The sequence below is a fragment of the Serratia sp. CY32780 genome (assembly GCF_052169135.1).
GTDB lineage: Bacteria > Pseudomonadota > Gammaproteobacteria > Enterobacterales > Enterobacteriaceae > Serratia > Serratia sarumanii.
In genome coordinates this window covers 467,267-491,469 of record NZ_JBJNLI010000002.1, presented here as the reverse complement: position 1 = coordinate 491,469, position 24,203 = coordinate 467,267, and the positions used below count along the sequence as shown (strand labels likewise).

Genomic DNA, 24,203 nt, shown 5'->3' with positions numbered 1-24,203 from the left:
AGGAGAACACGTGCCAAAGTACCCGGTCATGTGCTTGATATCTGTGTTGCTTGCGGCACCTGCGGCCTATGCGGCCAACGTGCGCTTGCAGGTGGAGGGGTTAAGCGGAGAGTTGGAAAAAAACGTCCGGGTGCGGCTGTCGTCGATCACGCCTGAAGAGGTCGGCACCGACGGGCGCTTCCGCGCGCGGGTGGATGAGGCGGTGCGCCAGGGGCTGCGCGCGCTCGGCTATTACCAGCCGACCATCGAGTTTACGCTGGACGATCGGCCGGGGATGTCGCGCCCGGTGCTGCACGCCAAGGTCAATCCGGGCGAACCGGTGCGTATCGCCGGCGCCAACATCGTGCTGGAAGGCGGCGCGAAGACCGATGAGGACTACCTGGCGCTGGTGAAGAAGGGGCGGCCGACCATCGGCGAGATCCTCAACCACGGCAAGTATGACAGTTTCAAAGGCTCGCTCACCGGCCTGGCGCTGCGCAAAGGCTACTTCGACGCCGACATGACCAAAAGCCAGCTCGGCGTGGCCGAAGATCTGCACAAGGCGTTTTGGGATATCGATTTCAACAGCGGCGAACGTTACCGCTTCGGCAAGGTGAAATTCACCGGTTCGCAAATTCGCGAAGACTATCTGCAAAATCTGGTGCCCTTTCATCAGGGGGATTACTACAGTTCGGAGGATTTGGCCGAGCTGAACCGCCGTTTGTCCGCCACCAACTGGTTCAACTCGGTGGTGGTGTCCCCTGATTTCAACGATGCCAAAGAGAACAAGATTTTGCCGTTGGACGCGCTGGTGACGCCGCGCACGCGCAACACCGTCGAAACCGGTATCGGCTACTCCACCGACGTCGGCCCGCGGGTGAAAGGCACCTGGAAAAAACCCTGGCTCAACGATCGCGGGCATAGTCTGGAAACCAGCGCCAGCGTGTCGGCGCCGGAGCAGCAGCTGGATCTGACCTACAAAATCCCGTTGCTGAAGAACCCGCTGGAGCAGTATTACCTGCTGCAGGGCGGCCTCAAGAACGTCGATCTTAACGACACCAAGTCCGTCACCTCCAAAGTGGTGGCCTCGCGCAACTGGGATCTTTCCAGCGGCTGGCAGCGGGCGATCAACCTGACCTGGCGCTGGGATAACTTTACCCAGGGTAACGTCAGCAACACCACCATGCTGCTGTATCCTGGCGTCAGCTTCAGCCGCACCCGTTCGCGCGGCGGTCTGATGCCGACCTGGGGCGACAGCCAGCGCTACTCTATCGACGTGTCCGACACCTCCTGGGGCTCCGGCGTGGACTTTGCGCTGATGCAGGCGCAGAACGTCTGGATCCGCACCCTGGCCGACAAGCATCGTTTTGTGGCGCGCGGGCAGGTGGGCTGGATAGAAACCAACGACTTCGACAAGGTGCCGCCGGATCTGCGCTTCTTCGCCGGCGGTGACCGCAGCATTCGCGGCTACAAGTACAAAGACATCTCGCCGCGCGGTGACGACGGCAAGCTGACCGGCGCCTCCAAGATGCTGACCGGCTCGCTGGAGTACCAATACAACGTGACCGGCAAATGGTGGGGGGCGATGTTCGTCGACTCCGGTGAAGCGGTGAACGATATCAAGAAGAGCAACTTCAAGACCGGCGCCGGCGTAGGCGTGCGCTGGCAGTCGCCGGTGGGGCCGGTGAAGCTGGATATCGCCGCGCCTGTGGGAGACAAGGACACCCACGGGATGCAGTTCTACATCGGTTTGGGGCCTGAACTATGAGCCTGGTTAAAAAGATTTGTCTCGGATTTCTGGTCGTTCTGCTGTTGCTGATCGGCGGCCTGGCCTTCCTGATAGGCACCACCACCGGTTTGCATATGGTCATCAACGGCGCGGCGCGCTGGGTGCCGGGGCTGGAGATCGCCGGCGTCAGCGGCGGCTGGCGCGATCTGACGCTGAAGGGCGTGAAGTATCAGATGCCGGGCGTGACGGTCAACGCCGGGCAGTTCCATCTGTCGCTCGATCTCTCCTGCTTTAAGCGCAGCTCGCTGTGCGTCAATGCCTTGACCGCCAAGGATGTGGACGTGGCGGTGAACACCAAAGAGATGGCGCCTTCCGCGCCGGTGGAGGAGAGCAGTGAGCCGACCACCAATCTCAGCACGCCTTACCCGATCACGCTGCGCCTGTTGGCGTTGAACAACGTCAAGGTCACCGTCGACGACACCGCCATCTCGCTGGCCGAGTTCCGCACCGGCGCGCAGTGGCAAGAGCGCGCGCTGACGCTGATGCCGACCAAGATCGGCTCGCTGCTGATCGCCTTGCCGAAAACCCCGCAAAACCCGCTGCCGGAAGCGGTGCAGCCGGCGGTCGAGGTGGCGAAAAAGGTCGGCGAGCAGGTTACCGACGCGGCGAAGCCGGCACCTCAGCCGGAAGAGAAGCCGCTGGGCGAAACGCTGAAGGAACTGTTCGCCAAACCGCTGTTGCCGGATCTGCCGGACATCCGCCTGCCGCTGGATATCACCGTCAAAGAGATCAGCGGCGAGCAGCTGCGCTTGACCGGCGATACCGACGTGCTGATCACGAGCCTGTTGCTGCAGGCCAGCACGCAGGATCAACATATCCAGCTGGACAACTTCGACGTGAAGTCGCCGCAGGGCACGCTGTCGCTGCAGGGGCAGGCGACACTGACCGGCGACTGGCCGGTGTCCCTGACCGCCAACAGCGCGCTGAACATCGAACCGCTGAAGGGCGAGAAGGTGAAGCTGAACGTCGGCGGCGGGCTGCGTGACGAGCTGAAGGTGGCGCTGAACCTGTCCGGCCCGGTCGGCGCCCAGCTCGATGTGCAAACCCGGCTGGCCGAAGCCGGCCTGCCGCTGGCGCTGACGTTGCAGAGCAAGCAGCTGAAATGGCCGCTGAGCGGCGAGGGGCAGTATCAGGTCAACGATTTCCGCCTGCGCTTTAACGGCAAGGCGACCGACTACGCGCTGTCGACGCGCGCCAATCTGAAAGGCCAGGACTTGCCGCCGGCGGTGCTGACGCTGGACGGCAAAGGCAACGTCGAGCAGTTCAAGCTGGAGCGCCTGCGCTTGGCGGCGCTGCAGGGCAATACCGATCTCACCGCGTTGGTGGACTGGAGCAAGGCCATCAGCTGGAACTCGCAATTGACGCTGAGCGGCATCAATACCGCCAAGCAGTGGCCGGAATGGCCGGCGAAACTCGACGGCAAGATCACCACGCGCGGCAGCCTGCACGGCGGCAGCTGGCAACTGCAGGTGCCGGTGCTGCAGCTGGACGGCAACGTGAAGCAGAACAAGGTCACGGCGCGCGGTACGCTGAGCGGCAACGCCGCCGGGCAGTGGAAAATCCCCGGCATCGATCTGGCGCTGGGGCGTAACCAACTGAACGTCAAAGGGCAGCTGGACGAGAAGAGCTGGAACCTGGACGCCAACATCGACGCGCCGCGTCTGGACGGCGCGCTGCCGGGCCTGGGCGGCACCGCCAAAGGGCTGCTGAAGCTGCGCGGCAATCTGCAGGCGCCGCAGCTGCTGGCTGATTTGACCGCATCCGGCCTGCAGTGGCAGGCGCTGCGCATCAACCGCGTGAAAATAGACGGCGACGTGCGCTCCACGGATCAGATTCAGGGGCAACTGGCGGTACGCGTCGAGCAGCTGAAGCAGGATGCGCTGGAGGTCAGCCTGTTGACCCTCGACGCCAAGGGCAGCGAGAAGCAGCACCAGCTGCAGCTGAAGATCGACGGCAAACCGGTCTCCGGCCAGCTGGCGCTGCAGGGCAGTTTCGATCGCCAGCAGCAGCGCTGGCGCGGCAATCTGAACAACACTCGCTTCGATACGCCGGTCGGGGAATGGCGCCTGACGCGCGCCATCGCGCTGGACTACCTGAACACCGAGCAGAAAATCAGCGTCGGGCCGCACTGTTGGCAGAACCCGAACGCCGAGCTGTGCGTGCCTAAGACCATTAAAGCCGGCCAGAGCGGCCAGGCCAGCGTGGTGCTCAACCGGTTCGATCTGGCGATGATCAAGCCGTTCCTCGGCCCGGAAACCGCCCTGAGCGGGGTGTTCACCGGCCGGGCCGACGTCAGCTGGAAACCGGGCGGCGCGCTGCCGGAGGCGAAAGTCACGCTGGCCGGCAACGGCGTCAAAGTGGTGCAGCAGGTGCAGGGCAACGCGCTGCCGATCGCCTTCGACACGCTGACCCTCAACGCCGGCCTGAACAACGGTCGCGCGCTGGCCGACTGGCGGATCAAGCTGACCAACAACGGCCAGTTCGACGGCAATATCCAGGTGGCGGATCCGCAGGTGCGGCGCACCATCAGCGGCAACGTCAATATCACCAACATCTCACTGGCGCTGATCAACCCGGCGCTGATGAAGGGCGAAAGCGCGGCGGGCATGCTGAACGCCAACCTGCGCCTGGGCGGCAGCGCGCAGAAGCCGCTGGTGTTCGGGCGCCTGGCGTTGGATCGGGCGAAGGTGCAGGGGCACTGGATGCCGTTCGATATGACCGACGCGCGGCTGGCGGTGAATTTCAACGGCATGACCTCGACGCTGGAAGGGCTGCTCAGCACCACGCGCGGCCAGCTGAATCTGGCGGGCGACGCCGACTGGCGTGACATCAACGCCTGGCGTGCGCGCATTGCCGCCAAGGGCGATAAGCTGCGGGTGACGGTGCCGCCGATGATCCGCATCGACGTGTCGCCGGATCTGGTGTTCGAAGCCACGCCGCAGCTGTTCTCGCTCAACGGCAAGGTCGATATTCCGTGGGCGCGCATCACGGTGCAGGAGCTGCCGGAAAGCGCGGTGGGCGTCTCTTCCGACGAGGTGATGCTGGACGACCAACTGAAGCCGATTCAACCGAAGACCGCCTCGATCCCGATCAACAGCAATCTGATGATCCACGTCGGCAATGACGTGCGGCTGGACGCTTTTGGTCTCAAGGCCCGCCTGAAGGGCGACCTGAAGGTGGTGCAGGACAAGAAAGGGCTGGGCCTTAACGGCCAGATTGACATCCCTTCCGGCCGCTTCCATGCTTATGGTCAGGATTTGATCGTGCGTAAAGGGCAGCTGATGTTCTCCGGCCCGCCGGATCAGCCGCTGCTGAATATCGAGGCGATCCGCAACCCGGAATCCACCGAGGACGATGTGACCGCCGGCGTGCGCGTGACCGGCCTGGCGGATGCGCCGAAGCTGGAAGTGTTCTCCGATCCGGCCAAATCGCAACAGGAAGCCCTGTCTTATCTGCTGCGCGGCCAGGGCTTGAGCAGCTCCGGCGCCGACGGCAACGCCATGACCTCGATGTTAATCGGCATGGGGGTTGCACAAAGTGGTCAACTTGTGGGTAAAATCGGCGAGGCATTCGGCGTAAGTAATTTGGCTCTGGACACTCAGGGGGTTGGCGACAGTTCCCAGGTTGTCGTGAGCGGCTATGTTCTCCCAGGCTTACAAGTAAAATATGGAGTGGGCATCTTCGACTCCTTGGCCACGCTGACGTTGCGTTATCGCCTGATGCCTAAGTTGTATCTTGAAGCGGTGTCTGGTCTCGACCAGGCATTAGATTTGCTCTATCAGTTTGAGTTTTAGCGATGCGAATAATTGTCTACGGCAGTTTACGGCGCAAACAGGGAAACAGCCATTGGATGACCAACGCCCAATGGCTCGGCGAGCACGAGCTCGAAGGCTATCAGATTTATAATCTGGGCCATTACCCGGCGGCGATCCCTGGAGAGGGCACGATACATTGCGAGGTGTATCGTATTAACTCATCGATTCTGGCAGAGCTGGACGAACTGAAAAGCAACACCAAGGACTATAAGCGCGAGCTGATTCAGACGCCTTATGGGAGTGCGTGGATCTACCTGTACAAACACAGCGTGGACGGTTACCCGCGAATTACCAGCGGTGACTGGCTGAAACGTCTCGACGATCAGTAATAAAAAAAACACCGCTCAATGAGCGGTGTTTTTTCATCGGACGGCGGCGAGAATTACTTCTTGGCAGCGCGTTCGAAGGAGGCGATGATTTCCGCTTTAGCTGCGGCAGCGTCTGCCCAGCCTTCCACTTTCACCCATTTGCCTTTTTCCAGATCTTTGTAGTGCTCGAAGAAGTGAGCGATCTGGGCTTTCAGCAGTTCCGGCAGGTCGTTCACGTCTTTCACGTGATCGTACTCTTTGGTCAGCTTGCTGTGCGGTACCGCAACCAGCTTGGCGTCTTCACCGGCTTCGTCGGTCATCTTCAGCACGCCAACCGGACGGCAGCGGATTACGGAACCCGGCTGCAGCGGGTATGGGGTTGGAACCAGCACGTCAACCGGGTCGCCGTCCAGAGACAGGGTGTGGTTGATGTAGCCGTAGTTGCACGGGTAGAACATCGCGGTGGACATGAAACGGTCAACGAACAGCGCGCCGGTTTCTTTGTCGATTTCGTATTTGATTGGATCGGCGTTGGCCGGGATTTCGATTACTACGTAGATGTCTTCCGGCAGGTCTTTGCCAGCAGGGACCAGATTCAAGCTCATGTCGGTTTCCTTTAATCATCAAACCAGAAATGGAGTGGCGGCTATTATAGCGGACTCTTTTGCGATTTCCTGCCCTTTTCATCGTCGAAAACCCAGTGCGCCGGCGCACGGAGAATTTCCAGATTAATCCCGCCGCGGCATGAAGTTTTGCCTCCGCCTGCCGATAACTTCAACAAACAATAATGAGCCAGCAAAGCTGGCTCCGCGTTTTGCCACCCCTACTACGTCTGATCTCACTATTCTGAAGCCGGGAAGAACTCATGCTAAAAAAGATTACGGTGAAGGCTGGGCTGATCGCCCTGCTGAGCCTGATGACCATGCTGCTGATCATGGTCAGCGTTATTGGCGTCAACGCGATTAACGAAGGATCGCGCTCGATCCATACCTTAAACCAGATCCTCGGCGAAGAGCTGGGCTCGCTGGCCAACAGCTCCAACCTGACGCTGCGCGCCAGAACCGCCGCCTCGCTGGCGGTGCGCCAACGGGAGATCGGCCAGACTGATGTCTCCGACGCCACCGTGGGCCGCATCTACGGTTACCTCGAGCAGTCGAACAAGGAAATGGCGCGCTTTGTCGGCGTCGGCACCGTGACCGAGCGCGGCCGCGAACTCTCCAACCGCCTGCAAAACAGCTACCGCGCCTATCTGGATCAGGGCGTGAAGCCGATGGCCGCCGCCATCAAGGCCGGCAAGATTGATGAGTATTATCATATTCAGGAAACGCGCATCTCCGCGTTGAGCATCGCGTTCGAAAAGGATCTCAGCGATTTCCGCAGCTTCGCCATGAAGCTCGGCGCGCAGCAGGTGTATGACGCGGAAAGCAACGCCAGCACCAAGATCTCGCTGATCGTGGTGGCGGGCCTGCTCAGCGTGCTGCTGGCGGTGCTGGCCTGGTTCGCGCTGCGGGTGATCATTCTGCGCCCGCTGGACGAGTCCATCGCGCAGCTGGAACACATCGCCGGCGGCGATCTGACCCATGAGATCCGCGGCGAGGGCGATACCGAGATGGGCCGCCTGGTGCGGGCGATGCAGCGCATGCAGCAGGCGTTGGCCAGTTCGGTCAGCAAAGTGCGTGACGCCAGCAGCCAGATTGACACCGGTTCACGCGAACTGGCGGCCGGCAACCTGCATCTGGCGCAGCGCACCGAAGAATCGGCCGCTTCGCTGGAAGAAACCGCCGCCAGCATGGAACAGCTGACCTCGACGGTGAAAATGAACGCCGAGAACTGCGAACAGGCCAACCAGCTGGCGCTGAGCGTGTCCGATATCGCCAACCAGGGCAGCGAGGTGGTCAGCCAGGTGATGAGCAAGATGCAGGCGATCACCGACAGCTCGCGCCGCATCGCCGACATCATCAGCGTGATGGACGGCATCGCCTTCCAGACCAATATCCTGGCGCTGAACGCGGCGGTGGAAGCGGCGCGCGCCGGCGAACAGGGCCGAGGTTTTGCGGTAGTGGCCGGTGAAGTGCGCAATCTGGCGCAGCGCAGCGCCCAGTCGGCGAAAGAGATCAAAGGATTGATCGAAGCCTCGCAGAACCGGGTGCAGGAAGGCGAGCAGATGGTGGAGTCGGCGGCGCAGACCATGAGCGGCATTACCGGCGAAGTGGGCCGGGTGACGGCGCTGATGCGTGAGATCTCGGCGGCGACGCGCGAACAAAGCAGCGGTATCGAACAGGTGAACCTGGCGGTGGCGCAGATGGATCAGGTGGCGCAGCAGAATGCGGCACTGGTGGAAGAGTCGGCGGCGGCGACGCGCTCGCTGGAAGATCAGGCTCAGCTGCTGGCGCAGAGCATGGCGGCGTTCAAGCTGTAAGGCGATAAGGGTTCGGCGCGGCGCCGAACCCTTGCAAAGAACGCGTTACTCGTCCGGGTTTTCGGCGATGAAGCGTTCCGCGTCTTCTACCATCGACTTGGTGCCGACGAAGAATGGCGCGCGCTGGTGCAGTTTCACCGGCGTGATGTCCAGAATGCGGTTTTTGCCGTCGCTGGCCTTACCGCCGGCCTGTTCGGCCAGGAACGCCATCGGGTTGCATTCGTACAGCAGGCGCAGCTTGCCTTGCGGGTGGCTGGCGGTGCTTGGGTAGATGTAGATGCCGCCTTTCAGCAGGTTGCGGTGGAAGTCCGCCACCAGAGAACCGATGTAGCGCGAGGTGTAAGGGCGCTGCGTCGCTTCATCCTGCTCCTGGCAGTATTTGATGTATTTCTTCACGCCGAGAGGGAACTTGATGTAGTTGCCTTCGTTGATGGAATACATGTTGCCGCTCGCCGGGAAGCGCACTTTCTCGTGGGAGAGGCAGAATACGCCCAGAGACGGGTCGTAGGTGAAGGCGTGGACGCCGTAACCGGTGGTGTACACCAGCATGGTGGACGAACCGTAAACCACATAACCCGCTGCGACCTGGGCGCTGCCCGGCTGCAGGAAGTCTTCTTCGGTCACCGGCGTGCCGACCGGCGTGATGCGACGGTAGATAGAGAAAATCGTACCGACCGAGACGTTGACATCGATGTTGGACGAACCGTCCAACGGATCCATCAAAACGACATACTTGGCATTTTCAGCTCGCTCGCCGTCGAATATCACGATTTCATCTTCTTCTTCGGAAGCGATACCCGCAACTTCACCACGCGCTTTCAACGCCGCTTTCAGTTTTTCGTTCGCGTACAGGTCCAGTTTCATCTGAACTTCGCCCTGTACGTTGGACACCCCGCTGGTGCCCAGAATATCAACCAGGCCGGCCTTGTTGATGTCGCGGTGGATGATTTTGGCGCCCAGTTTAATTGCAGAAAGTAACGCGGTCAGCTCGCCGGTGGCGTGAGAGAAGTCGTGCTGTTTCTCGACGATAAATTCGCCTAACGTTTTCATGACACAATCCCTGAATCTACGGATGGATAGCGGCCTGTTAACAAACCGCCAACGTTTTCGCGTGCAGTGTAGCCCAAAGATGCGCGCTATTCATAGGCAAATCCATTTCTTCTGGACGATTCTGAGCGTTAGAATATGCCGACATTCGATGCACTCACATGAGAAACCTATGCGCATTCACATTCTTGGGATCTGTGGCACCTTTATGGGCGGGTTGGCGATGCTGGCGCGCTCACTGGGGCATGACGTCACCGGTTCGGACGCCAACGTCTATCCGCCGATGAGCACGCTGCTGGAGAACCAGGGGATCGATCTTATTCAGGGTTATGATCCGGCCCAGCTGGATCCGGCGCCGGATCTGGTGATCATCGGCAACGCCATGACGCGCGGCAACCCGTGCGTGGAGGCGGTGCTGGAACGTGGCATCCCTTACGTTTCCGGCCCGCAGTGGCTGCACGATGCCGTGTTGCGCGATCGCTGGGTACTGGCGGTCGCCGGCACCCACGGCAAAACCACCACCGCCGGCATGGCGACCTGGATCCTCGAGGCCTGCGGCTACCAGCCCGGCTTCGTCATCGGCGGCGTGCCGGGCAACTTCGACGTATCGGCGCGCCTCGGCGGCAGCCCGTTCTTCGTGATCGAGGCCGACGAGTATGACTGCGCGTTCTTCGACAAGCGCTCCAAGTTCGTGCATTACAGCCCGCGCACGCTGATCATGAACAACCTGGAGTTCGATCACGCCGATATCTTCGACGATCTGAAAGCCATCCAGAAACAGTTCCACCACCTGGTGCGTCTGGTGCCGGGCAAAGGCAAGATCATCCTGCCGGACAACGACAGCCACCTGAAGCAGGTGATGGCGATGGGCTGCTGGAGCGAGCAGGAGCTGGTGGGGGAAGAGGGCACCTGGCGCGCACAGAAGCTGACGCCGGACGCCAGCCATTACGCGGTTTTCCTCGACGGCGAACAGGTCGGCGAAGTGAACTGGGCGCTGGTGGGCGAGCACAACATGCATAACGGCCTGATGGCCATCGCCGCCACCCGCCACGTCGGCGTGCAGCCGGCGGACGCCTGCCGCGCGTTGGGCGATTTCATCAACGCCCGCCGCCGCCTGGAGCTGCGTGGCGAAGCCAACGGCGTCACGGTTTACGACGACTTCGCGCACCACCCGACGGCGATCCTGGCCACTCTGGCCGCGCTGCGCGGCAAGGTCGGCGGCACGGCGCGCATTCTGGCGGTGCTGGAGCCGCGATCCAACACCATGAAAATGGGCATCAGCAAAAACGATCTGGCGCCTTCGCTCGGCCGCGCCGACGAGGTGTTCCTGTTCCAGCCGCACCACATTCCGTGGCAGGTGGCGGAAGTGGCGGATGCCTGCGTGCAGCCGGCGCATTGGAGCGCGGATCTCGACACGCTGGTGGACATGGTGGTGAAAACCGCACAGCCGGGCGATCACATTCTGGTGATGAGCAACGGCGGTTTCGGCGGCATTCACGACCGTCTGCTGGACGCGCTGGCGAAAAAGCAGGAACCGAAAGTCACCTACTGATCGCTCAGCCGCATCAGCCACATCAAGGGCCGCATTCGCGGCCTTTTTTACGCCCATAAAAAAGCCCTCGCGAGCGAGGGCAACGGGGTTCGTCGGATAGGACGACGAGAGGGTCTCTGGGAAATCGGCGTTTGCGTCAGAACTCGGCAGTGGCAGTGACGAGGGTAATCAGCTCTGCAAAGCCGTTCCCAGAGTTGTTATTTGTAAATCTCGGCGGTGGCGTGGTAGTTGCCTTCGTTACGCGCTTCGATCACGCGGTAGGCGGTCGCGCCTTTCGCGTCGGCTTTGTCGGACAACGCCTGGCGAATGTCGGTCGGCGCGCCGTCGATGCCGCTGACGGTGATGGTGCCGATAGATTGCAGATTGGCGGTCTGATCGTTAGTCACCAGCTGGGCGGCGGAGGCGCCGAAGGAGATGACAGACAGCAGGCCGAATGCAGCGAGAGTAGTTTTCATGTTCATGATAGCGATCCTTGGTCATAACAGCCTGGAAGGGCTTGGCAGCGATTTTTATTCTTGAAGGCCGTTATGACAGCGTTTGATTCCAGAGATGTATTGCCCGTTGCCGGGTAATGCCGGTACTTATTTGTAGATTTCAGCGGTTGCGTGGAAGCTGCCGTCATTGCGGGCTTCGATTACGCGGTAAGCGGTCGCCCCTTTGGCGTCGGCTTTGTCGGACAGCGCCTGGCGGATGTCGGAAGGCGCAGCAGCGACGCCGCTCACGGTGATTACACCGGCCGGCTGCAGTTTTGCGGCCTGAGTTGCATCAATAGATTGTGCTGCGAATGCACCAAAGGAAAGCATGGACAGAACGCTCAGGGTTGCAACGGTAGCTTTAATTTTCATCATCTCACCTCATCGTATTCTTTTATCAGTTCCAACGAACTGTGATTCAGTTCACGAAAATGAGTATACAGCTAGTAACGCGAAAAATTAATAGTTAGCTAACAGTTGCTAGTGAAACTTTAACCTTATGATCCTTATTTTTTATAACTGTAAGGAATAAAAAACGCTCACAAAACGATCTTTTGATGTTAAATTTATGTAATTTCAATAAGGTAAGTGCTTTTGACCAAAAGTGCGGAAGATCACAGTGGGTACTGCTGGTTACATGTAGATGTCATGGAAATGTGTTGCTGAGGGATAAAAAAGCAGTGTTAAACGCGGTTGAAGGCGGGAAAGGTAACGTGAGAGTTAAAGAAGCGCTAACAAAGTGCGGGCTAAAGCCGCACTTTGTTAGCGCCAGGTTTCACAGCTCTTGCTCGAACACGCCCAGAATAGCCTCATGCAGTTTCTGAGCGGTAAAGCCGTTGGACGGGGTGACGAAAATCGTGTCGTCGCCGGCAATCGTGCCGAGGATGCCCTGGGATTTCCCCAATGAGTCGAGCAGGCGGGCGATCAGCTGCGCGGCGCCCGGGCTGGTGTGGATCACCACGACGGCGTCGTTATGGTCGACGTCCAGCACCAGATTCTTCAATGGGCTGGTGGTGGTCGGCACGCCGAGTTCGGCAGGAAGGCAATACACCATTTCCATTTTGGCATTGCGCGTACGTACCGCGCCGAACTTGGTCAGCATGCGCGATACTTTGGATTGGTTAATGTTTTCGAAGCCTTCTTCTTGCAGCGCCAAAACGATCTCGCCTTGAGAACTGAATTTTTCTTCTTTCAATAACGCTTTGAACGTCTTGATCAGATCTTCCTGTTTTGCGGGATTACGCATTTTGCACCGTGGAATGTTGATAGTGGAAGTCATGATTATGCATATAGATGAATTTTTATGCAACAAAGGCCGACCCAAAGAAAATAAGCATGACCGGGCGGCGAGGAAAGGGCGGCATTTTAACAAAATCCGGCCGCGATGAATATGCCCTTTTGGCGACGGAAAATCGGCCCGCAGTGGTAAATAAAATGTTATTAAAATGATGTTGTTCTGATGTTGCGTAAGGGTGTAATGTAACGGCCGGTTAACTTGCTTGTGAATAACCTCGCACTATTTTTGATTAGTGTGCGCTATGCCCTTCATGCGTAAGCGATTTAATCTAAAATGGGCGCGACAGCGGCCGTTTTATTACACCTGCAGGCAAGAATTGGCTAATTTATTGTTTTGAAAGGTGTAATGACTTAAGGTCCGTAACCAACACATTCACGGCGCTTTATATATTTAAGATAATAAAGGAGTATAGGATGAAAGTTGCAGTTCTCGGTGCTGCTGGCGGTATCGGCCAGGCCCTCGCCCTTCTACTCAAAACCCAGCTTCCTTCAGGTTCTGAACTCTCTCTCTACGACATTGCCCCCGTTACCCCAGGCGTTGCCGTCGACTTAAGCCACATCCCAACCGCAGTTAAAATCAAAGGCTTCAGCGGCGAAGACGCGACCCCGGCTCTGCAAGGTGCGGACGTGGTGCTGATTTCCGCCGGCGTGGCCCGTAAGCCAGGCATGGATCGCTCTGACCTGTTCAACGTTAACGCCGGCATCGTGCGTAACCTGATTGAACAAGTGGCGAAAACCTGCCCGAAAGCCTGCGTCGGCATCATCACCAACCCGGTTAACACCACGGTCGCCATCGCGGCGGAAGTGCTGAAAAAAGCCGGCGTTTACGACAAGAACAAACTGTTCGGCGTGACTTCGCTGGATATCATCCGTTCCAACACCTTCGTGGCCGAGCTGAAAGGCAAGCAGCCGGAAGAGCTGAACGTGCCGGTCATCGGCGGCCACTCTGGCGTGACCATCCTGCCTCTGCTGTCGCAGATCCCAGGCGTGAGCTTCACCGATCAGGAAGTGGCGGATCTGACCAAGCGTATTCAGAACGCCGGTACCGAAGTGGTGGAAGCCAAAGCCGGCGGCGGGTCTGCAACGCTGTCCATGGGCCAGGCGGCTGCCCGTTTCGGTCTGTCTCTGGTGCGTGCGCTGCAGGGCGAGAAAGGCGTTGTGGAATGCGCTTACGTTGAAGGCGACGGCAAATACGCTCGCTTCTTCGCACAGCCGCTGGTGCTGGGCAAGAACGGCGTTGAAGAGCGCAAGGATATCGGCACCCTGAGCGCCTTCGAGCAGAAAGCGCTGAACGAGATGCTGGACGTGCTGCACAAAGATATCGAACTGGGCGAGAAGTTCATCAATAACTGATCGACGCCGATAGTCAGCCGATAAACGCCGCCGGACGCTGTTCCGGCGGTTTTTTTTTGCTCCGCGTTCACGATTTGATGCGCGCCTTGCGATCCAGCAGGCAATCGCTGTGCGGATCGTAATAGCGGCTTGGCCAGATCTCCGAGGGGTGGACGCCTATCGCTTCGGCGATCAGCCATTCCCCCTTCGGCCACGGGCGCGACAGCGCGTTGGCCAGCGTCGATGAGCTTAATCCGGCCTTGCGCGACACTGCCGCCAGCGTGGTGCCCTGCTTGCGTAGCGCCGCGATGATATCTGCCGGATGCCAATCTGGGTTCCTTGAATTCATGTTTACATTCCTTTTCTGATTAGCCAAAGTTGCGTTAGTGGTATAACTAACGGGTCAAGGTTAAGCGCATGAACAACGTGAAACGCTTATTCGGAAACCAGAATACCATTAAATTTCCTAAAAAATACCCAAGTAATTTCCAAAAAATGACGTTGCCCACTATTGCCCAGAGATGATGGCTATGAAAAAAGAGTGGTTTGCCGCCAAGGAACTGACAGGCATCGCAGGATTACCTTCCTCACCACAGGGAATCAATCTGATGGCCCGGCGCGAAGGCTGGATCAGCCGCAGGCGTAAAGGCGTGCAGGGAAAAGCGTTGGAGTACCATTTCGACAGCCTGCCTTCAGACGTGCGTAACCTGCTGGTGCTGAAGGAAGACGGGGCGGCATATGACGTAGAGCGTCAGGATCCGTTGGCGGTCTGGATCGAGTATTACTACCATTTGACGGAAAGCGAGCGCGAGAAAATGGTGGCTTTCCTGATGCGGGAAGGGATCGGCGGCCTGCTGGCGCGTATCGACGAAGAGAGCAATACCTAGGCAGGCCCGCGTATGCGGGCCTGATGGTTTTTAAGAAACATTAATTTCTTAAAAGTCGCGTTGCACCGCCAGATGGGCCAGGCCCTCCAGCGCCGTGCGGTGCTCCGATGCCGGCAATGCCTGCAGCGCGGCGATCGCCTTGTCGGCCTCTTCCTCGGCGCGTTTGCGGGTGTATTCCAGCGAACCGCATTGCTGCATCGCCTGCAGCACCGGCTCCAACAGGTGACGGCCGTTGCCTTGCTCAATCGCGCCGCGGATCATGTCACGCTGGGCGTCGTCGCCGTTGTGCATCGCGTGCAGCAGCGGCAGGGTCGGTTTCCCTTCGTTCAGATCGTCGCCGGTGTTTTTGCCCAGGGTGCTGCCGTCGGCGCTGTAGTCGAGCAGATCGTCGATCAGCTGGAAAGCGGTGCCGAGGTAGCGGCCATAGTCTTGCAGCGCCCGTTCTTGCTCCGCGCTGGCGCCGGACAGGATCGCCGACGATTGCGCCGCCGCCTCAAACAGACGGGCGGTTTTGCTGTAGATCACCCGCATATAGCTTTCTTCGCTGATGTCGGGATCGTGCACGTTCATCAACTGCAGCACTTCACCTTCGGCGATGACGTTGACCGCTTCCGACATCAGCGCCAGCACGCGCAGGGATTCCAGGCTGGTCATCATCTGGAAGGCGCGGGTGTAGATAAAGTCGCCGACCAGCACGCTGGCGGCGTTGCCGAACGCCGCGTTGGCGGTGGCTTTGCCGCGGCGCATGTCCGATTCGTCGACGACGTCGTCATGCAGCAGCGTGGCGGTATGGATGAATTCGATCAGGGCGGCCACGGTGACGTGCTTGCTGCCTTCATAGCCCAATGCCCGCGCCGCCAGGACGGCGATCATCGGCCGGATGCGCTTACCGCCACCGCTGATAATGTAATAGCCAAGCTGATTGATGAGCGTGACATCGGAATTCAGCTGTTCGAGAATTGTTGCGTTCACGGCCGCCATATCTTGCGCGGTTAACTCGGTAATTTGCTCTAGGTTCATTGTATTTTTTTCAGCTGTGTTTCTCTTCACCGCGTTGAGATCGCTGCTCACATCGGTACATGGCGGTAACTGTCCCTATGATTGTACTTGAAAAACGGTTCAGATAAACGCCACGAAAGAAACTGCGCTTTTTTTCTTCTTTTTTCTTGTTCTGGTCTTATTCTGCTCTTGTCATGCGCTGCTTTTTTGCGTAGAATTCGCGCCCTATTGTGAATATTTATAGCGCGCTCTGAACTAACACAGTCGGGCACGCGGAAAGCGGAGTTTTATATGTACGCGGTTTTCCAAAGTGGTGGTAAACAACACCGAGTAAGCGAAGGTCAGACCGTTCGCTTGGAAAAGCTGGACATCGCAACTGGTGAAGCGGTTGAGTTTGACCAGATTCTGATGATCGCTAATGGCGAAGATATCAAAATCGGCGTTCCTTTCGTCGATGGCGGCAAGATCAAAGCTGAAGTCGTTGCTCATGGTCGTGGCGAGAAAATTAAAATCGTTAAGTTTCGTCGTCGTAAACACCACCGTAAGCAGCAGGGCCACCGTCAGTGGTTCACTGACGTTAAAATCACCGGCATCAGCGCTTAAGTTAGGAGAGCGGATTAATGGCACACAAAAAGGCTGGCGGCTCGACTCGTAACGGTCGCGATTCAGAAGCTAAACGTCTGGGCGTAAAACGCTTTGGCGGCGAAGCAGTACTGGCAGGCAGCATCATCGTTCGTCAGCGCGGCACCAAATTCCACGCTGGTACCAACGTGGGTTGCGGCAAAGACCACACTCTGTTTGCTTTGAAAGACGGTAAAGTCAAATTCGAAGTTAAAGGCCCGAGCAATCGTAAATTCATCAGCATCGAAGCTGAATAATTTTTCGAGCCTTACGAAATAGATGTAAGCCCCGCAATTCGTTGCGGGGCTTTTTACATTTATGGGTTGCCTGAGGGCAGGCCCGTCAGCGTTGGCGAAGGTGATATGGATACGAAGCAGCAGGTCGGCGTTGGCATTTCTCTGGCGTTAACCACGGCGGTTTGCTGGGGCGCGTTGCCGATTGCGATGAAAGAAGTGTTGGTGGTGATGGAGCCGTTTACCGTTGTCTGGTATCGCTTTACCATGGCCGCCATCGGTTTGGGCGCGATCCTCGCGGTGCGCGGCAAGCTGCCGCCGCTGACGATGTTCCGCCAGCCGCGTTGGCTGCTGCTGTTGGCGATCGCGACGGCGGGGCTGCTGGGCAACTTTGTGTTCTTCAGTTCCTCGCTGCAATACCTGAGCCCGACGGCGTCGCAGGTGATTGGCCAGCTGTCGCCGGTCGGCATGATGTTCGCCAGCGTGCTGATTTTAAAAGAACGCATGCGCGTCACCCAGGTCATTGGCGCCCTGATGCTGATTTGCGGACTGATGCTGTTTTTCAACGTCAGTCTGATAGAGATCTTCACCCGGCTGACGGACTACACGCTGGGCGTCATGCTGGGCGTGTGCGCGGCGATGGTCTGGGTGAGCTATGGCGTGGCGCAGAAGGTGTTGCTGCGCCGGCTGGCTTCGCCGCAGATCCTGGTTATGTTGTACACTTTATGTGCGATGGCGTTGTTCCCTCTGGCCAAGCCCGAGGTGATTTTCCAGCTGAGCGGCTGGCAATTGGCGTGTTTGCTGTTTTGCGGCGCCAATACGCTGATCGGCTACGGCGCGCTGGCAGAGGCGATGGCGCGTTGGCAGGCGGCGCAGGTAAGCGCGTTGGTGACGCTGACCCCGCTGTTTACCCTGCTGTTTTCAGATTTATTGGCGTTGGCCTGGCCCCAGGCATTCGCCGCGCCGACGCTGAACATTGTCGGCTATGTCGGTGCGTTTGTGGTTGTGGCGGGCGCCATGTTTTCCGCAATTGGTCACCGGTGGTGGCCGCGACGGGCAGAACCCCCCCTGGTTGCTCCTTTGAAGCAGCCCGGTGAATGATTTACGGAGACGGTAAATGAAGTTTGTAGATGAAGCAGCGATTCTGGTCGTTGCAGGCGACGGCGGCAACGGATGCGTCAGCTTCCGCCGCGAAAAATATATCCCCAACGGCGGGCCTGACGGCGGCGACGGCGGCGACGGCGGCGACGTCTACCTGCTGGCGGACGAGAACCTCAACACTCTTATCGACTATCGCTTTGAGAAGTCTTTCCGCGCCGAGCGCGGCCAGAATGGCCAGAGCCGCGACTGTACCGGTAAACGCGGTAAAGACGTCATCATCAAGGTGCCGGTCGGCACGCGCGTGAAGGATCAGGGCACCGGCGAGATCCTCGGCGACATGACCCGCCACGAGCAGAAGCTGATGGTCGCCAAAGGCGGCTGGCACGGCCTGGGCAACACCCGTTTCAAATCTTCGGTCAACCGTGCACCGCGTCAGAAGACGCTGGGTACCGCTGGCGAAGCGCGCGACCTGTTGCTGGAGCTGTTGCTGCTGGCCGATGTAGGCATGCTGGGGCTGCCGAACGCCGGTAAATCGACCTTCATTCGCGCGGTGTCCGCCGCCAAGCCGAAGGTGGCCGATTATCCGTTCACTACGCTGGTGCCGAGCCTGGGCGTGGTGCGTATGGACCACGAGCAGAGCTTTGTGGTCGCCGACATTCCGGGGCTGATCGAGGGCGCCTCCGAAGGCGCTGGCCTGGGCATTCGCTTCCTGAAACACCTGGAGCGTTGCCGCGTGCTGCTGCACCTGGTGGACATCGCGCCGATCGACGAATCCGATCCGGTGGAGAACGCCAAAGTCATCATCAACGAGTTGAACCAATACAGCGAAAATCTGGCGCAGAAGCCTCGCTGGCTGGTGTTCAACAAAATTGATGTGATTGGTGAGGAAGAAGCCGCCGAACGCGCCAAGGCGATTGTGGAAGGCATGGGCTGGGAAGGGAAGTACTACATGATCTCCGCCGCCAACCGCGAAGGCGTCAACGCGCTGTGCTGGGACGTGATGAACTTCATCAACACCCAGCCGAAAGCGATGGCGATCGAAGAAAGCGCACCGGAAAAAGTCGAATTCATGTGGGATGACTACCACCGCGAGCAAATCGCGGAAGTGGAAGCCGAAGCGGAAGATGACTGGGATGACGACTGGGACGAAGACGACGACGAAGGCGTCGAAATCATTTACCAGAAGTAATTCGGTGATAAGGGGCTCAGCAACGCTGGGCCCTTGTTATTTAAGCGCCTTTTCCTGCAGCCAGCACTGGGCGTTCAGGCCGCGCGCATCGCGGCGGTTTTCCAGCGTCAAACGCCCCTGGTGCAACTGCACGATGCGGATCACGATATTCAGGCCCAGCCCACTGCCGCCGTAGCGTTGATCCATGCGGCGAAACGCCTGCGTCAGCTCCCCGACCATCTCTTCCTTGATACCCGGGCCATCGTCGATGACTTGCAGCAGATAGCCGTTGTCTTGCGGCGTTAACCTCACCTGTATCGCGCCGCCTTCAGGGCCGTAACGGTGGGCGTTTTCGACCAGGTTGCGCAGCAGCAGCCGCAGCAGCACAGGATCGCCGTTTACTGTGGCAGTAGCCGGCAAGTGCCAGTCCAGCGTCTGCCCGCGTTGGGCGGCCATTTCGTCGAGCTCTTCACGCAGCGGCTGGATCACATCGGCCACCCAATCGACATGCTGATAATGGCCGCGGGCGAAGTCTTGCCCGGCGCGCGACAGCATCAGCAACTGCTCGACGGTGTGCATCAGTTGATCGATGCGGGCGATCAGCGCCTGGCTGCCCTTGACGCCCTGTTTCTCCATCAGTTCCAGATGCAGGCGGATGCCGGCCAGCGGCGTGCGCAGCTCGTGGGCGGCGTCGGCAGTGAACAGGCGTTCCTGTTGAATGGTGTTGTCCAATCGTGAGAACAGCTGATTGAGTGCATTGGTGACCGCCACCATTTCCTGGCTGTCGCTGGCGATCGGCAGCGGCGTCAGGTTATCGGCAGAGCGCTTTTCCAGCCGTTTCTGCAATTGGTTGAGCGGGCGGATGATCCAACTGATGGCCCAAAACGACGCCAGCAGCGTGACGATCATCATGATCAGCGAAGGCGCCAACAGCGACGCGATGGCCTCGGCGATCTCGCTATCGACGCGTTCGGTACGCACTTTGGCGGACAGGGTTTCGTCCACCAGGAAGCCGATCTGTTCCTGGCTTTCGTGCCACAGCCAGAAGGCGCTGATGAGTTGCGTGACCAGCAGGATCAGCGCCAGCATCAGCAGCAGGCGGCGGCGCATGCTGATCATGAGGAGGGTTCCAGGCGGTAGCCGATGCCGCGCACGGTGCGGATGCGATCCTTGCCCAGTTTGCGGCGCAGGTTGTGAATGTGCACTTCCAGCGTGTTGGAGCCCAAGTCGTCCTGCCAGGTGTAGAGATCCTGCTGCAGGAGTTCACGGTTGACCGTCTGCCCGGCACGCATGATAAGACGCGCCAGAATGGCGAACTCTTTCGGCGTGACCTCCACCGGCTGCTGCTGCAGGTAAACCTGCTGGCTGGAGAGGTTCAGCTGCAGATCGTCCACCTGCATCAGATTGTCGCTGTGCCCCTGGTAGCGCCGCAGGAGGGCGCGCACGCGCGCCTGCAGCTCGACCAGCGCGAAGGGTTTGACCAGGTAGTCGTCGGCGCCGGCGTCCAGCCCGTCGACGCGGTCTTCCAGCGCGTCGCGGGCGGTCAGGATCAGCACCGGCAGATCGATCTGTTGGCGGCGCCACTGCCGCAGCAGCGCGGCGCCGTCGGTGTCCGGCAGGCCGAGATCCAGGATCACCATGCTGTATCGGCTGGTGATGAGCAGGCTGTTGGCCTCCGCCGCCGTGGCGGCGCAGTCGCAGACATAACCTTCGCCGGTCAGCGCCAGCGCCAGCCCCTGTTGCAACAGTTCATCATCCTCAACGACCAGCAGCTTCATGATGATCCTCAGTTGTTTTGGTAAATATCCCGATACAGGCGGCTTTCGAAACGCACCAGCGGCGCGCGGCGCTGTTTCTGATCCTCCGGCGGCACGGCGTAGCCGGAGAGATACTGCACGAAGGCCATGCGCTGGCCGCTGGCGGTGGTGATGAAGCCCGCCAGGTTGTACACGCCCTGCAGCGCGCCGGTCTTGGCCGACACTTTGCCGTCGACGCCGGCTTCGTGCAGGCCGCCGCGGTAGCGCAGGGTGCCGTCATAGCCGGACAGCGGCAGCATCGAGATGAAGTTCAGCTCGTTGTCGTGCTGCGCGATGTACTGCAGCGCCTGCATCATGGTCGCCGGCGCCAGCAGGTTGTGGCGCGACAGGCCGGAGCCGTCGGCGATGATGGTGTTACCCAGATCGATGCCGGCCTTCTGGCGCAGCACCTGACGTACCGCATCGGCACCCGCTCGCCAGGTGCCCGGCACGCCGAAGCGTTCGTGGCCGATGGTGCGGAAGACGGTATCGGCGATCATGTTGTCCGATTTTTTCAGCATGATCTTCAACAGATCGTGCAGCGGTGCCGACTGGGTTTGCGCGATCACCGTGCCGGTGATGCCGGGACGCGTCTGGCGTTTCAAGTGCCCGTCGATCTGGATGCCGGCCTGGATCAGTTCGTCTTTCAGGATGGCGCCCGCGTAGCTGGCGCCATCCTGGATGGCGAAGGCCAACGGCAGCGGTTCGCTGCGCTGCGTCAGGCAGCCGGTCAGGGTAAAGCGGTTCAGCTCGCCCGGCACCACGTCCAGTTCGCAGTACTGCGCGTCTGCAGAGCCGCGCGCCAGGGTACGCACCTGGCTAAACATATTGACCGGATAATAGGAGGCGACGCGGATAAACGCCATGTCGCCCGGATTCGGCGCGCTGTACAGCGAGACCGAGAAACAGTTGCGATCGACGATGGCGGCGGCCGGCGGCGCGCTGAAGCACTGCGTCAGATCGTTCCACGGCCAGCCGGGCGCCTTGTCATGGCTGGCGAAGACCGAGGTATCGACCAGCACGTCGCCGCTGATTTGGCGCACGCCCTGTTTCTTCAGGACGGCCACCATATTGCGCAGGCTCTGGCGTTTGAAGGTCGGATCGCCGCTGAAGCGGGCGATCAGGTTGCCGCGCAGCACGCCGTCGCGGATATCGCCCTGGCTCTCCAGCGTGGTGGTGAAACGGTAATCGGGCCCGAGTTGCAGCAATGCCGCCAGCGCCGTCAGCACTTTTTGGGTACTGGCCGGCAGCGCCATCTGCTGAGAGTGATAATCGATCGTCGGCGCGCCGGCACCGATTTTCTGAACGACCAGGGCAAGGTTGGCCCCATCAGGCAGATATTGTGTGTACTCTTCAACCGGGGCCGCATTCGCATTCAGAACGAATGCGCAAGCCAATGCACTGACAATTCGTGAAAAACGCATAATCTCGGGATAACAGCTGGATAACGTGCCGTCATACTACGGTGCAATCAGGGAAAAAGTAAACGATGACCCTCAAGGAACTCTAGGCTAAAATGCGTATCAAAATGCAAAACCGATCTTGGCTTGGGCTCCGTTCCGAGTCAGGTTTCTTTTGTTTGTCGCCTGGAGGCGGGTGGCGGTATGCCAACCGTGTTTTCATACGAATACGTCAGGATGACGGTTATTTGAACAGGAAAGATTTAGAGGTATTTATACGATGAACCAAATTCCGATGACCTTGTTTGGCGCTGAAAAACTGCGCGAAGAGCTCGAATATCTGAAAAGCGTGCGCCGCCCGAAAATCATTGCGGACATCGCTGAGGCGCGCGAGCACGGCGATTTGAAAGAGAATGCCGAGTACCACGCCGCCCGCGAACAGCAGGGTTTCTGCGAAGGCCGCATTCAGGAAATCGAAGCCAAGCTGTCCAATGCTCAGGTGATCGATATCACCAAGATGCCGAACACCGGCCGAGTGATCTTCGGCGCCACCGTATCGGTGATGAATCTGGACAGTGAAGAAGAAGTGACTTACCGCATCGTTGGCGACGATGAGGCCGATTTCAAGAAAAATCTGATTTCGGTAAACTCGCCGATGGCGCGCGGCCTGATTGGCAAAGAGCAAGACGATGTGGTGGTGATCAAAACCCCTGGCGGCGACGTCGAGTATGAGATCCTGAAGGTTGAGTATCTCTGATCGAGGCCGTTGGTCATTAATGCGCCAACGTTTTGTAAAGATAGGAAAAAGGCCGCAAGCGGCCTTTTATCTTGGTCAGGCGCATGGCACCTTTTCGTTAACCTGATGGTTATTAACGCGGTAGACTGATCTTGCGCTCTTTCGACGGGCGGTAAAGAATAAGCGTACTGCCGATAACTTGCACATTGCAGGCGCCCGTTTCACGCACGATAGCATCGGCGATCAGGGTTTTGGTTTCGCGATCTTCAGCGGCGATTTTTACCTTGATCAGCTCGTGATGCTCCAGAGCCTGTTCAATTTCAGCCAGCACCCCTTCGGTAAGACCGTTATTGCCCAGCATCACCACCGGTTTTAACGGATGCGCCAGGCCTTTCAGGTGCTGTTTTTGTTTATTATTCAGATTCATTGTCTTTTTTGCTTAAGTTGGGATTGAAAACGGTACATTCTACCGCCATCTCATGTATATCACCAAATCGGTCTTCACCGGTGTGAGTCTACGTGAGCAGCGACCCTGACATAAGACTCTTTTTATGATAGTTGGAAAACGAGATGGCTAATAAAAAGCGTTCGGCTAGCTCCAGTCGCTGGTTACAAGAACACTTTAGCGATAAATATGTACAGCAGGCGCAGAAAAAGGGACTGCGTTCCCGCGCCTGGTTTAAACTTGATGAAATACAGCAGAGCGACAAACTGTTCAAACCGGGCATGACCGTGGTGGATCTCGGCGCCGCGCCGGGCGGCTGGTCGCAGTATGTGGTCACCCAAATCGGCGGTACCGGGCGCATCATCGCCTGTGATATTTTGCCAATGGATCCTATCGTTGGCGTCGATTTCCTTCAGGGCGATTTTCGTGATGAACTGGTGCTGAAGGCGCTGTTGGAACGAGTAGGCGAGAGTAAGGTTCAGGTGGTCATGTCCGATATGGCCCCGAATATGAGTGGCACCCCGGCGGTCGATATTCCAAGGTCGATGTATCTGGTGGAGTTGGCGCTGGATATGTGTCGGGATGTCCTCGCACCAGGCGGAAGTTTCCTGGTGAAGGTGTTCCAGGGAGATGGCTTTGACGAGTACCTACGGGAAATTCGCTCCCTGTTTACGAAGGTTAAGATTCGTAAGCCAGACGCTTCCCGCGCCCGTTCGCGCGAAGTGTACATTGTAGCGACAGGGCGCAAACTGTAGTACCCTAACGCTGTTTGTTAACACAGTTGTAAGATGAGGTTAATCCCTTGAG

Annotated in this window: 24 protein-coding genes; 13 read left to right on the top strand and 11 right to left on the bottom strand. The window is 58.7% G+C overall.

Annotated elements, in window-relative coordinates; genetic code table 11:
• The first annotated feature begins 28 nt into the window (after positions 1–28).
• From tamA to ACJ8HH_RS15840, 3 genes are read left to right on the top strand one after another with little or no spacing between them, the layout of a single operon-like run.
• A complete protein-coding gene (tamA, locus tag ACJ8HH_RS15850; RefSeq protein ID WP_194243329.1) occupies positions 29–1,747 on the top strand; it encodes an autotransporter assembly complex protein TamA in 1,719 nt (572 codons plus the stop codon).
• Positions 1,744–5,562, top strand: a complete 3,819-nt coding sequence (tamB, locus tag ACJ8HH_RS15845) for an autotransporter assembly complex protein TamB (protein ID WP_197750605.1) — start codon at positions 1,744–1,746, stop codon at positions 5,560–5,562. Before tamA ends, tamB begins: the two co-directional genes overlap by 4 nt.
• Positions 5,563–5,564: 2 nt before the next feature.
• Positions 5,565–5,912 carry a gamma-glutamylcyclotransferase family protein gene (locus tag ACJ8HH_RS15840; protein WP_033636808.1) on the top strand — a complete coding sequence of 116 codons (348 nt, stop codon included), beginning with the start codon at positions 5,565–5,567 and terminating at the stop codon, positions 5,910–5,912.
• Between the two features lie 53 nt (positions 5,913–5,965).
• Here ACJ8HH_RS15840 and ppa read toward each other — a convergent pair whose 3' ends face one another.
• Positions 5,966–6,496 (bottom strand): inorganic diphosphatase, encoded by a 531-nt coding sequence (gene ppa / locus ACJ8HH_RS15835; RefSeq protein ID WP_004933594.1) that lies wholly within the window; start codon positions 6,494–6,496, stop codon positions 5,966–5,968.
• Between the two features lie 260 nt (positions 6,497–6,756).
• On the opposite strand from ppa, the gene ACJ8HH_RS15830 reads away from it, so the two are divergent.
• Positions 6,757–8,310, top strand: a complete 1,554-nt coding sequence (locus ACJ8HH_RS15830; protein ID WP_033636809.1) for a methyl-accepting chemotaxis protein — start codon at positions 6,757–6,759, stop codon at positions 8,308–8,310.
• Between the two features lie 45 nt (positions 8,311–8,355).
• Here ACJ8HH_RS15830 and fbp read toward each other — a convergent pair whose 3' ends face one another.
• Positions 8,356–9,360, bottom strand: a complete 1,005-nt coding sequence (gene fbp / locus ACJ8HH_RS15825) for a class 1 fructose-bisphosphatase (protein WP_004933587.1) — start codon at positions 9,358–9,360, stop codon at positions 8,356–8,358.
• A gap of 169 nt (positions 9,361–9,529) precedes the next feature.
• Between fbp and mpl the strand changes: the two genes are divergently transcribed.
• Positions 9,530–10,909: a UDP-N-acetylmuramate:L-alanyl-gamma-D-glutamyl-meso-diaminopimelate ligase gene (mpl, locus tag ACJ8HH_RS15820; protein WP_033636810.1), complete on the top strand. Its 1,380-nt coding sequence runs from the start codon at positions 9,530–9,532 to the stop codon at positions 10,907–10,909.
• Positions 10,910–11,106: 197 nt separating this feature from the next.
• Here the strand turns inward: mpl and yhcN (ACJ8HH_RS15815) are convergent, their stop codons facing one another.
• From yhcN (ACJ8HH_RS15815) to argR, 3 genes are all read right to left on the bottom strand, one after another.
• Entirely contained in the window at positions 11,107–11,370 is a 264-nt protein-coding gene (yhcN, locus tag ACJ8HH_RS15815) for a peroxide/acid stress response protein YhcN (protein ID WP_033648684.1), read from the bottom strand.
• A gap of 120 nt (positions 11,371–11,490) precedes the next feature.
• Positions 11,491–11,754, bottom strand: coding sequence for a peroxide/acid stress response protein YhcN (gene yhcN / locus ACJ8HH_RS15810; protein ID WP_033638655.1), 264 nt, complete (start codon positions 11,752–11,754; stop codon positions 11,491–11,493).
• Between the two features lie 403 nt (positions 11,755–12,157).
• Positions 12,158–12,628 carry a transcriptional regulator ArgR gene (gene argR, locus ACJ8HH_RS15805; RefSeq protein WP_004933572.1) on the bottom strand — a complete coding sequence of 157 codons (471 nt, stop codon included), beginning with the start codon at positions 12,626–12,628 and terminating at the stop codon, positions 12,158–12,160.
• A gap of 464 nt (positions 12,629–13,092) precedes the next feature.
• Between argR and mdh the strand changes: the two genes are divergently transcribed.
• On the top strand, positions 13,093–14,031 hold the full coding sequence (gene mdh, locus ACJ8HH_RS15800; RefSeq protein WP_033648682.1) for a malate dehydrogenase: 939 nt from the start codon (positions 13,093–13,095) through the stop codon (positions 14,029–14,031).
• A gap of 67 nt (positions 14,032–14,098) precedes the next feature.
• On the opposite strand, the gene ACJ8HH_RS15795 is transcribed toward mdh, so the two are convergent.
• Entirely contained in the window at positions 14,099–14,359 is a 261-nt protein-coding gene (locus ACJ8HH_RS15795; protein ID WP_033636812.1) for a helix-turn-helix domain-containing protein, read from the bottom strand.
• 181 nt (positions 14,360–14,540) lie between these two features.
• On the opposite strand from ACJ8HH_RS15795, the gene ACJ8HH_RS15790 reads away from it, so the two are divergent.
• A complete protein-coding gene (locus ACJ8HH_RS15790) occupies positions 14,541–14,897 on the top strand; it encodes a DNA-binding protein (protein ID WP_033648681.1) in 357 nt (118 codons plus the stop codon).
• Positions 14,898–14,945: 48 nt separating this feature from the next.
• On the opposite strand, the gene ispB is transcribed toward ACJ8HH_RS15790, so the two are convergent.
• Positions 14,946–15,917, bottom strand: coding sequence for an octaprenyl diphosphate synthase (gene ispB, locus ACJ8HH_RS15785; protein ID WP_033636815.1), 972 nt, complete (start codon positions 15,915–15,917; stop codon positions 14,946–14,948).
• 270 nt (positions 15,918–16,187) lie between these two features.
• On the opposite strand from ispB, the gene rplU reads away from it, so the two are divergent.
• The 4 genes from rplU to cgtA all read left to right on the top strand — a co-directional run bounded on the left by rplU (position 16,188) and on the right by cgtA (position 19,040).
• A complete protein-coding gene (gene rplU, locus ACJ8HH_RS15780) occupies positions 16,188–16,499 on the top strand; it encodes a 50S ribosomal protein L21 (protein WP_004933561.1) in 312 nt (103 codons plus the stop codon).
• Positions 16,500–16,516: 17 nt separating this feature from the next.
• Positions 16,517–16,774, top strand: coding sequence for a 50S ribosomal protein L27 (gene rpmA, locus ACJ8HH_RS15775; protein ID WP_004933559.1), 258 nt, complete (start codon positions 16,517–16,519; stop codon positions 16,772–16,774).
• Between the two features lie 105 nt (positions 16,775–16,879).
• Positions 16,880–17,851, top strand: a complete 972-nt coding sequence (locus ACJ8HH_RS15770; protein WP_033636816.1) for a DMT family transporter — start codon at positions 16,880–16,882, stop codon at positions 17,849–17,851.
• A 16-nt stretch (positions 17,852–17,867) separates the two neighbouring features.
• Complete coding sequence (gene cgtA / locus ACJ8HH_RS15765; RefSeq protein WP_004933553.1) at positions 17,868–19,040, top strand: Obg family GTPase CgtA; 1,173 nt, start codon at positions 17,868–17,870, stop codon at positions 19,038–19,040.
• A 36-nt stretch (positions 19,041–19,076) separates the two neighbouring features.
• Here cgtA and pmrB read toward each other — a convergent pair whose 3' ends face one another.
• Genes pmrB through dacB form a run of 3 tightly spaced genes read right to left on the bottom strand, consistent with a single transcriptional unit; the run spans position 19,077 to position 22,239 of the window.
• Positions 19,077–20,138, bottom strand: a complete 1,062-nt coding sequence (gene pmrB / locus ACJ8HH_RS15760; RefSeq protein WP_060451790.1) for a two-component system sensor histidine kinase PmrB — start codon at positions 20,136–20,138, stop codon at positions 19,077–19,079.
• Positions 20,135–20,797 carry a two-component system response regulator PmrA gene (gene pmrA / locus ACJ8HH_RS15755; RefSeq protein WP_197766315.1) on the bottom strand — a complete coding sequence of 221 codons (663 nt, stop codon included), beginning with the start codon at positions 20,795–20,797 and terminating at the stop codon, positions 20,135–20,137. Before pmrA ends, pmrB begins: the two co-directional genes overlap by 4 nt.
• A gap of 8 nt (positions 20,798–20,805) precedes the next feature.
• Positions 20,806–22,239, bottom strand: a complete 1,434-nt coding sequence (dacB, locus tag ACJ8HH_RS15750) for a serine-type D-Ala-D-Ala carboxypeptidase (RefSeq protein WP_033648675.1) — start codon at positions 22,237–22,239, stop codon at positions 20,806–20,808.
• A gap of 256 nt (positions 22,240–22,495) precedes the next feature.
• Between dacB and greA the strand changes: the two genes are divergently transcribed.
• Positions 22,496–22,972, top strand: coding sequence for a transcription elongation factor GreA (greA, locus tag ACJ8HH_RS15745; RefSeq protein ID WP_004933539.1), 477 nt, complete (start codon positions 22,496–22,498; stop codon positions 22,970–22,972).
• A 112-nt stretch (positions 22,973–23,084) separates the two neighbouring features.
• Here the strand turns inward: greA and yhbY are convergent, their stop codons facing one another.
• Positions 23,085–23,378, bottom strand: a complete 294-nt coding sequence (yhbY, locus tag ACJ8HH_RS15740) for a ribosome assembly RNA-binding protein YhbY (RefSeq protein ID WP_004933536.1) — start codon at positions 23,376–23,378, stop codon at positions 23,085–23,087.
• Between the two features lie 143 nt (positions 23,379–23,521).
• Here yhbY and rlmE point away from each other — a divergent pair, with 143 nt between their 5' ends.
• Positions 23,522–24,151: a 23S rRNA (uridine(2552)-2'-O)-methyltransferase RlmE gene (gene rlmE / locus ACJ8HH_RS15735; RefSeq protein ID WP_004933533.1), complete on the top strand. Its 630-nt coding sequence runs from the start codon at positions 23,522–23,524 to the stop codon at positions 24,149–24,151.
• Positions 24,152–24,203: the final 52 nt, after the last annotated feature.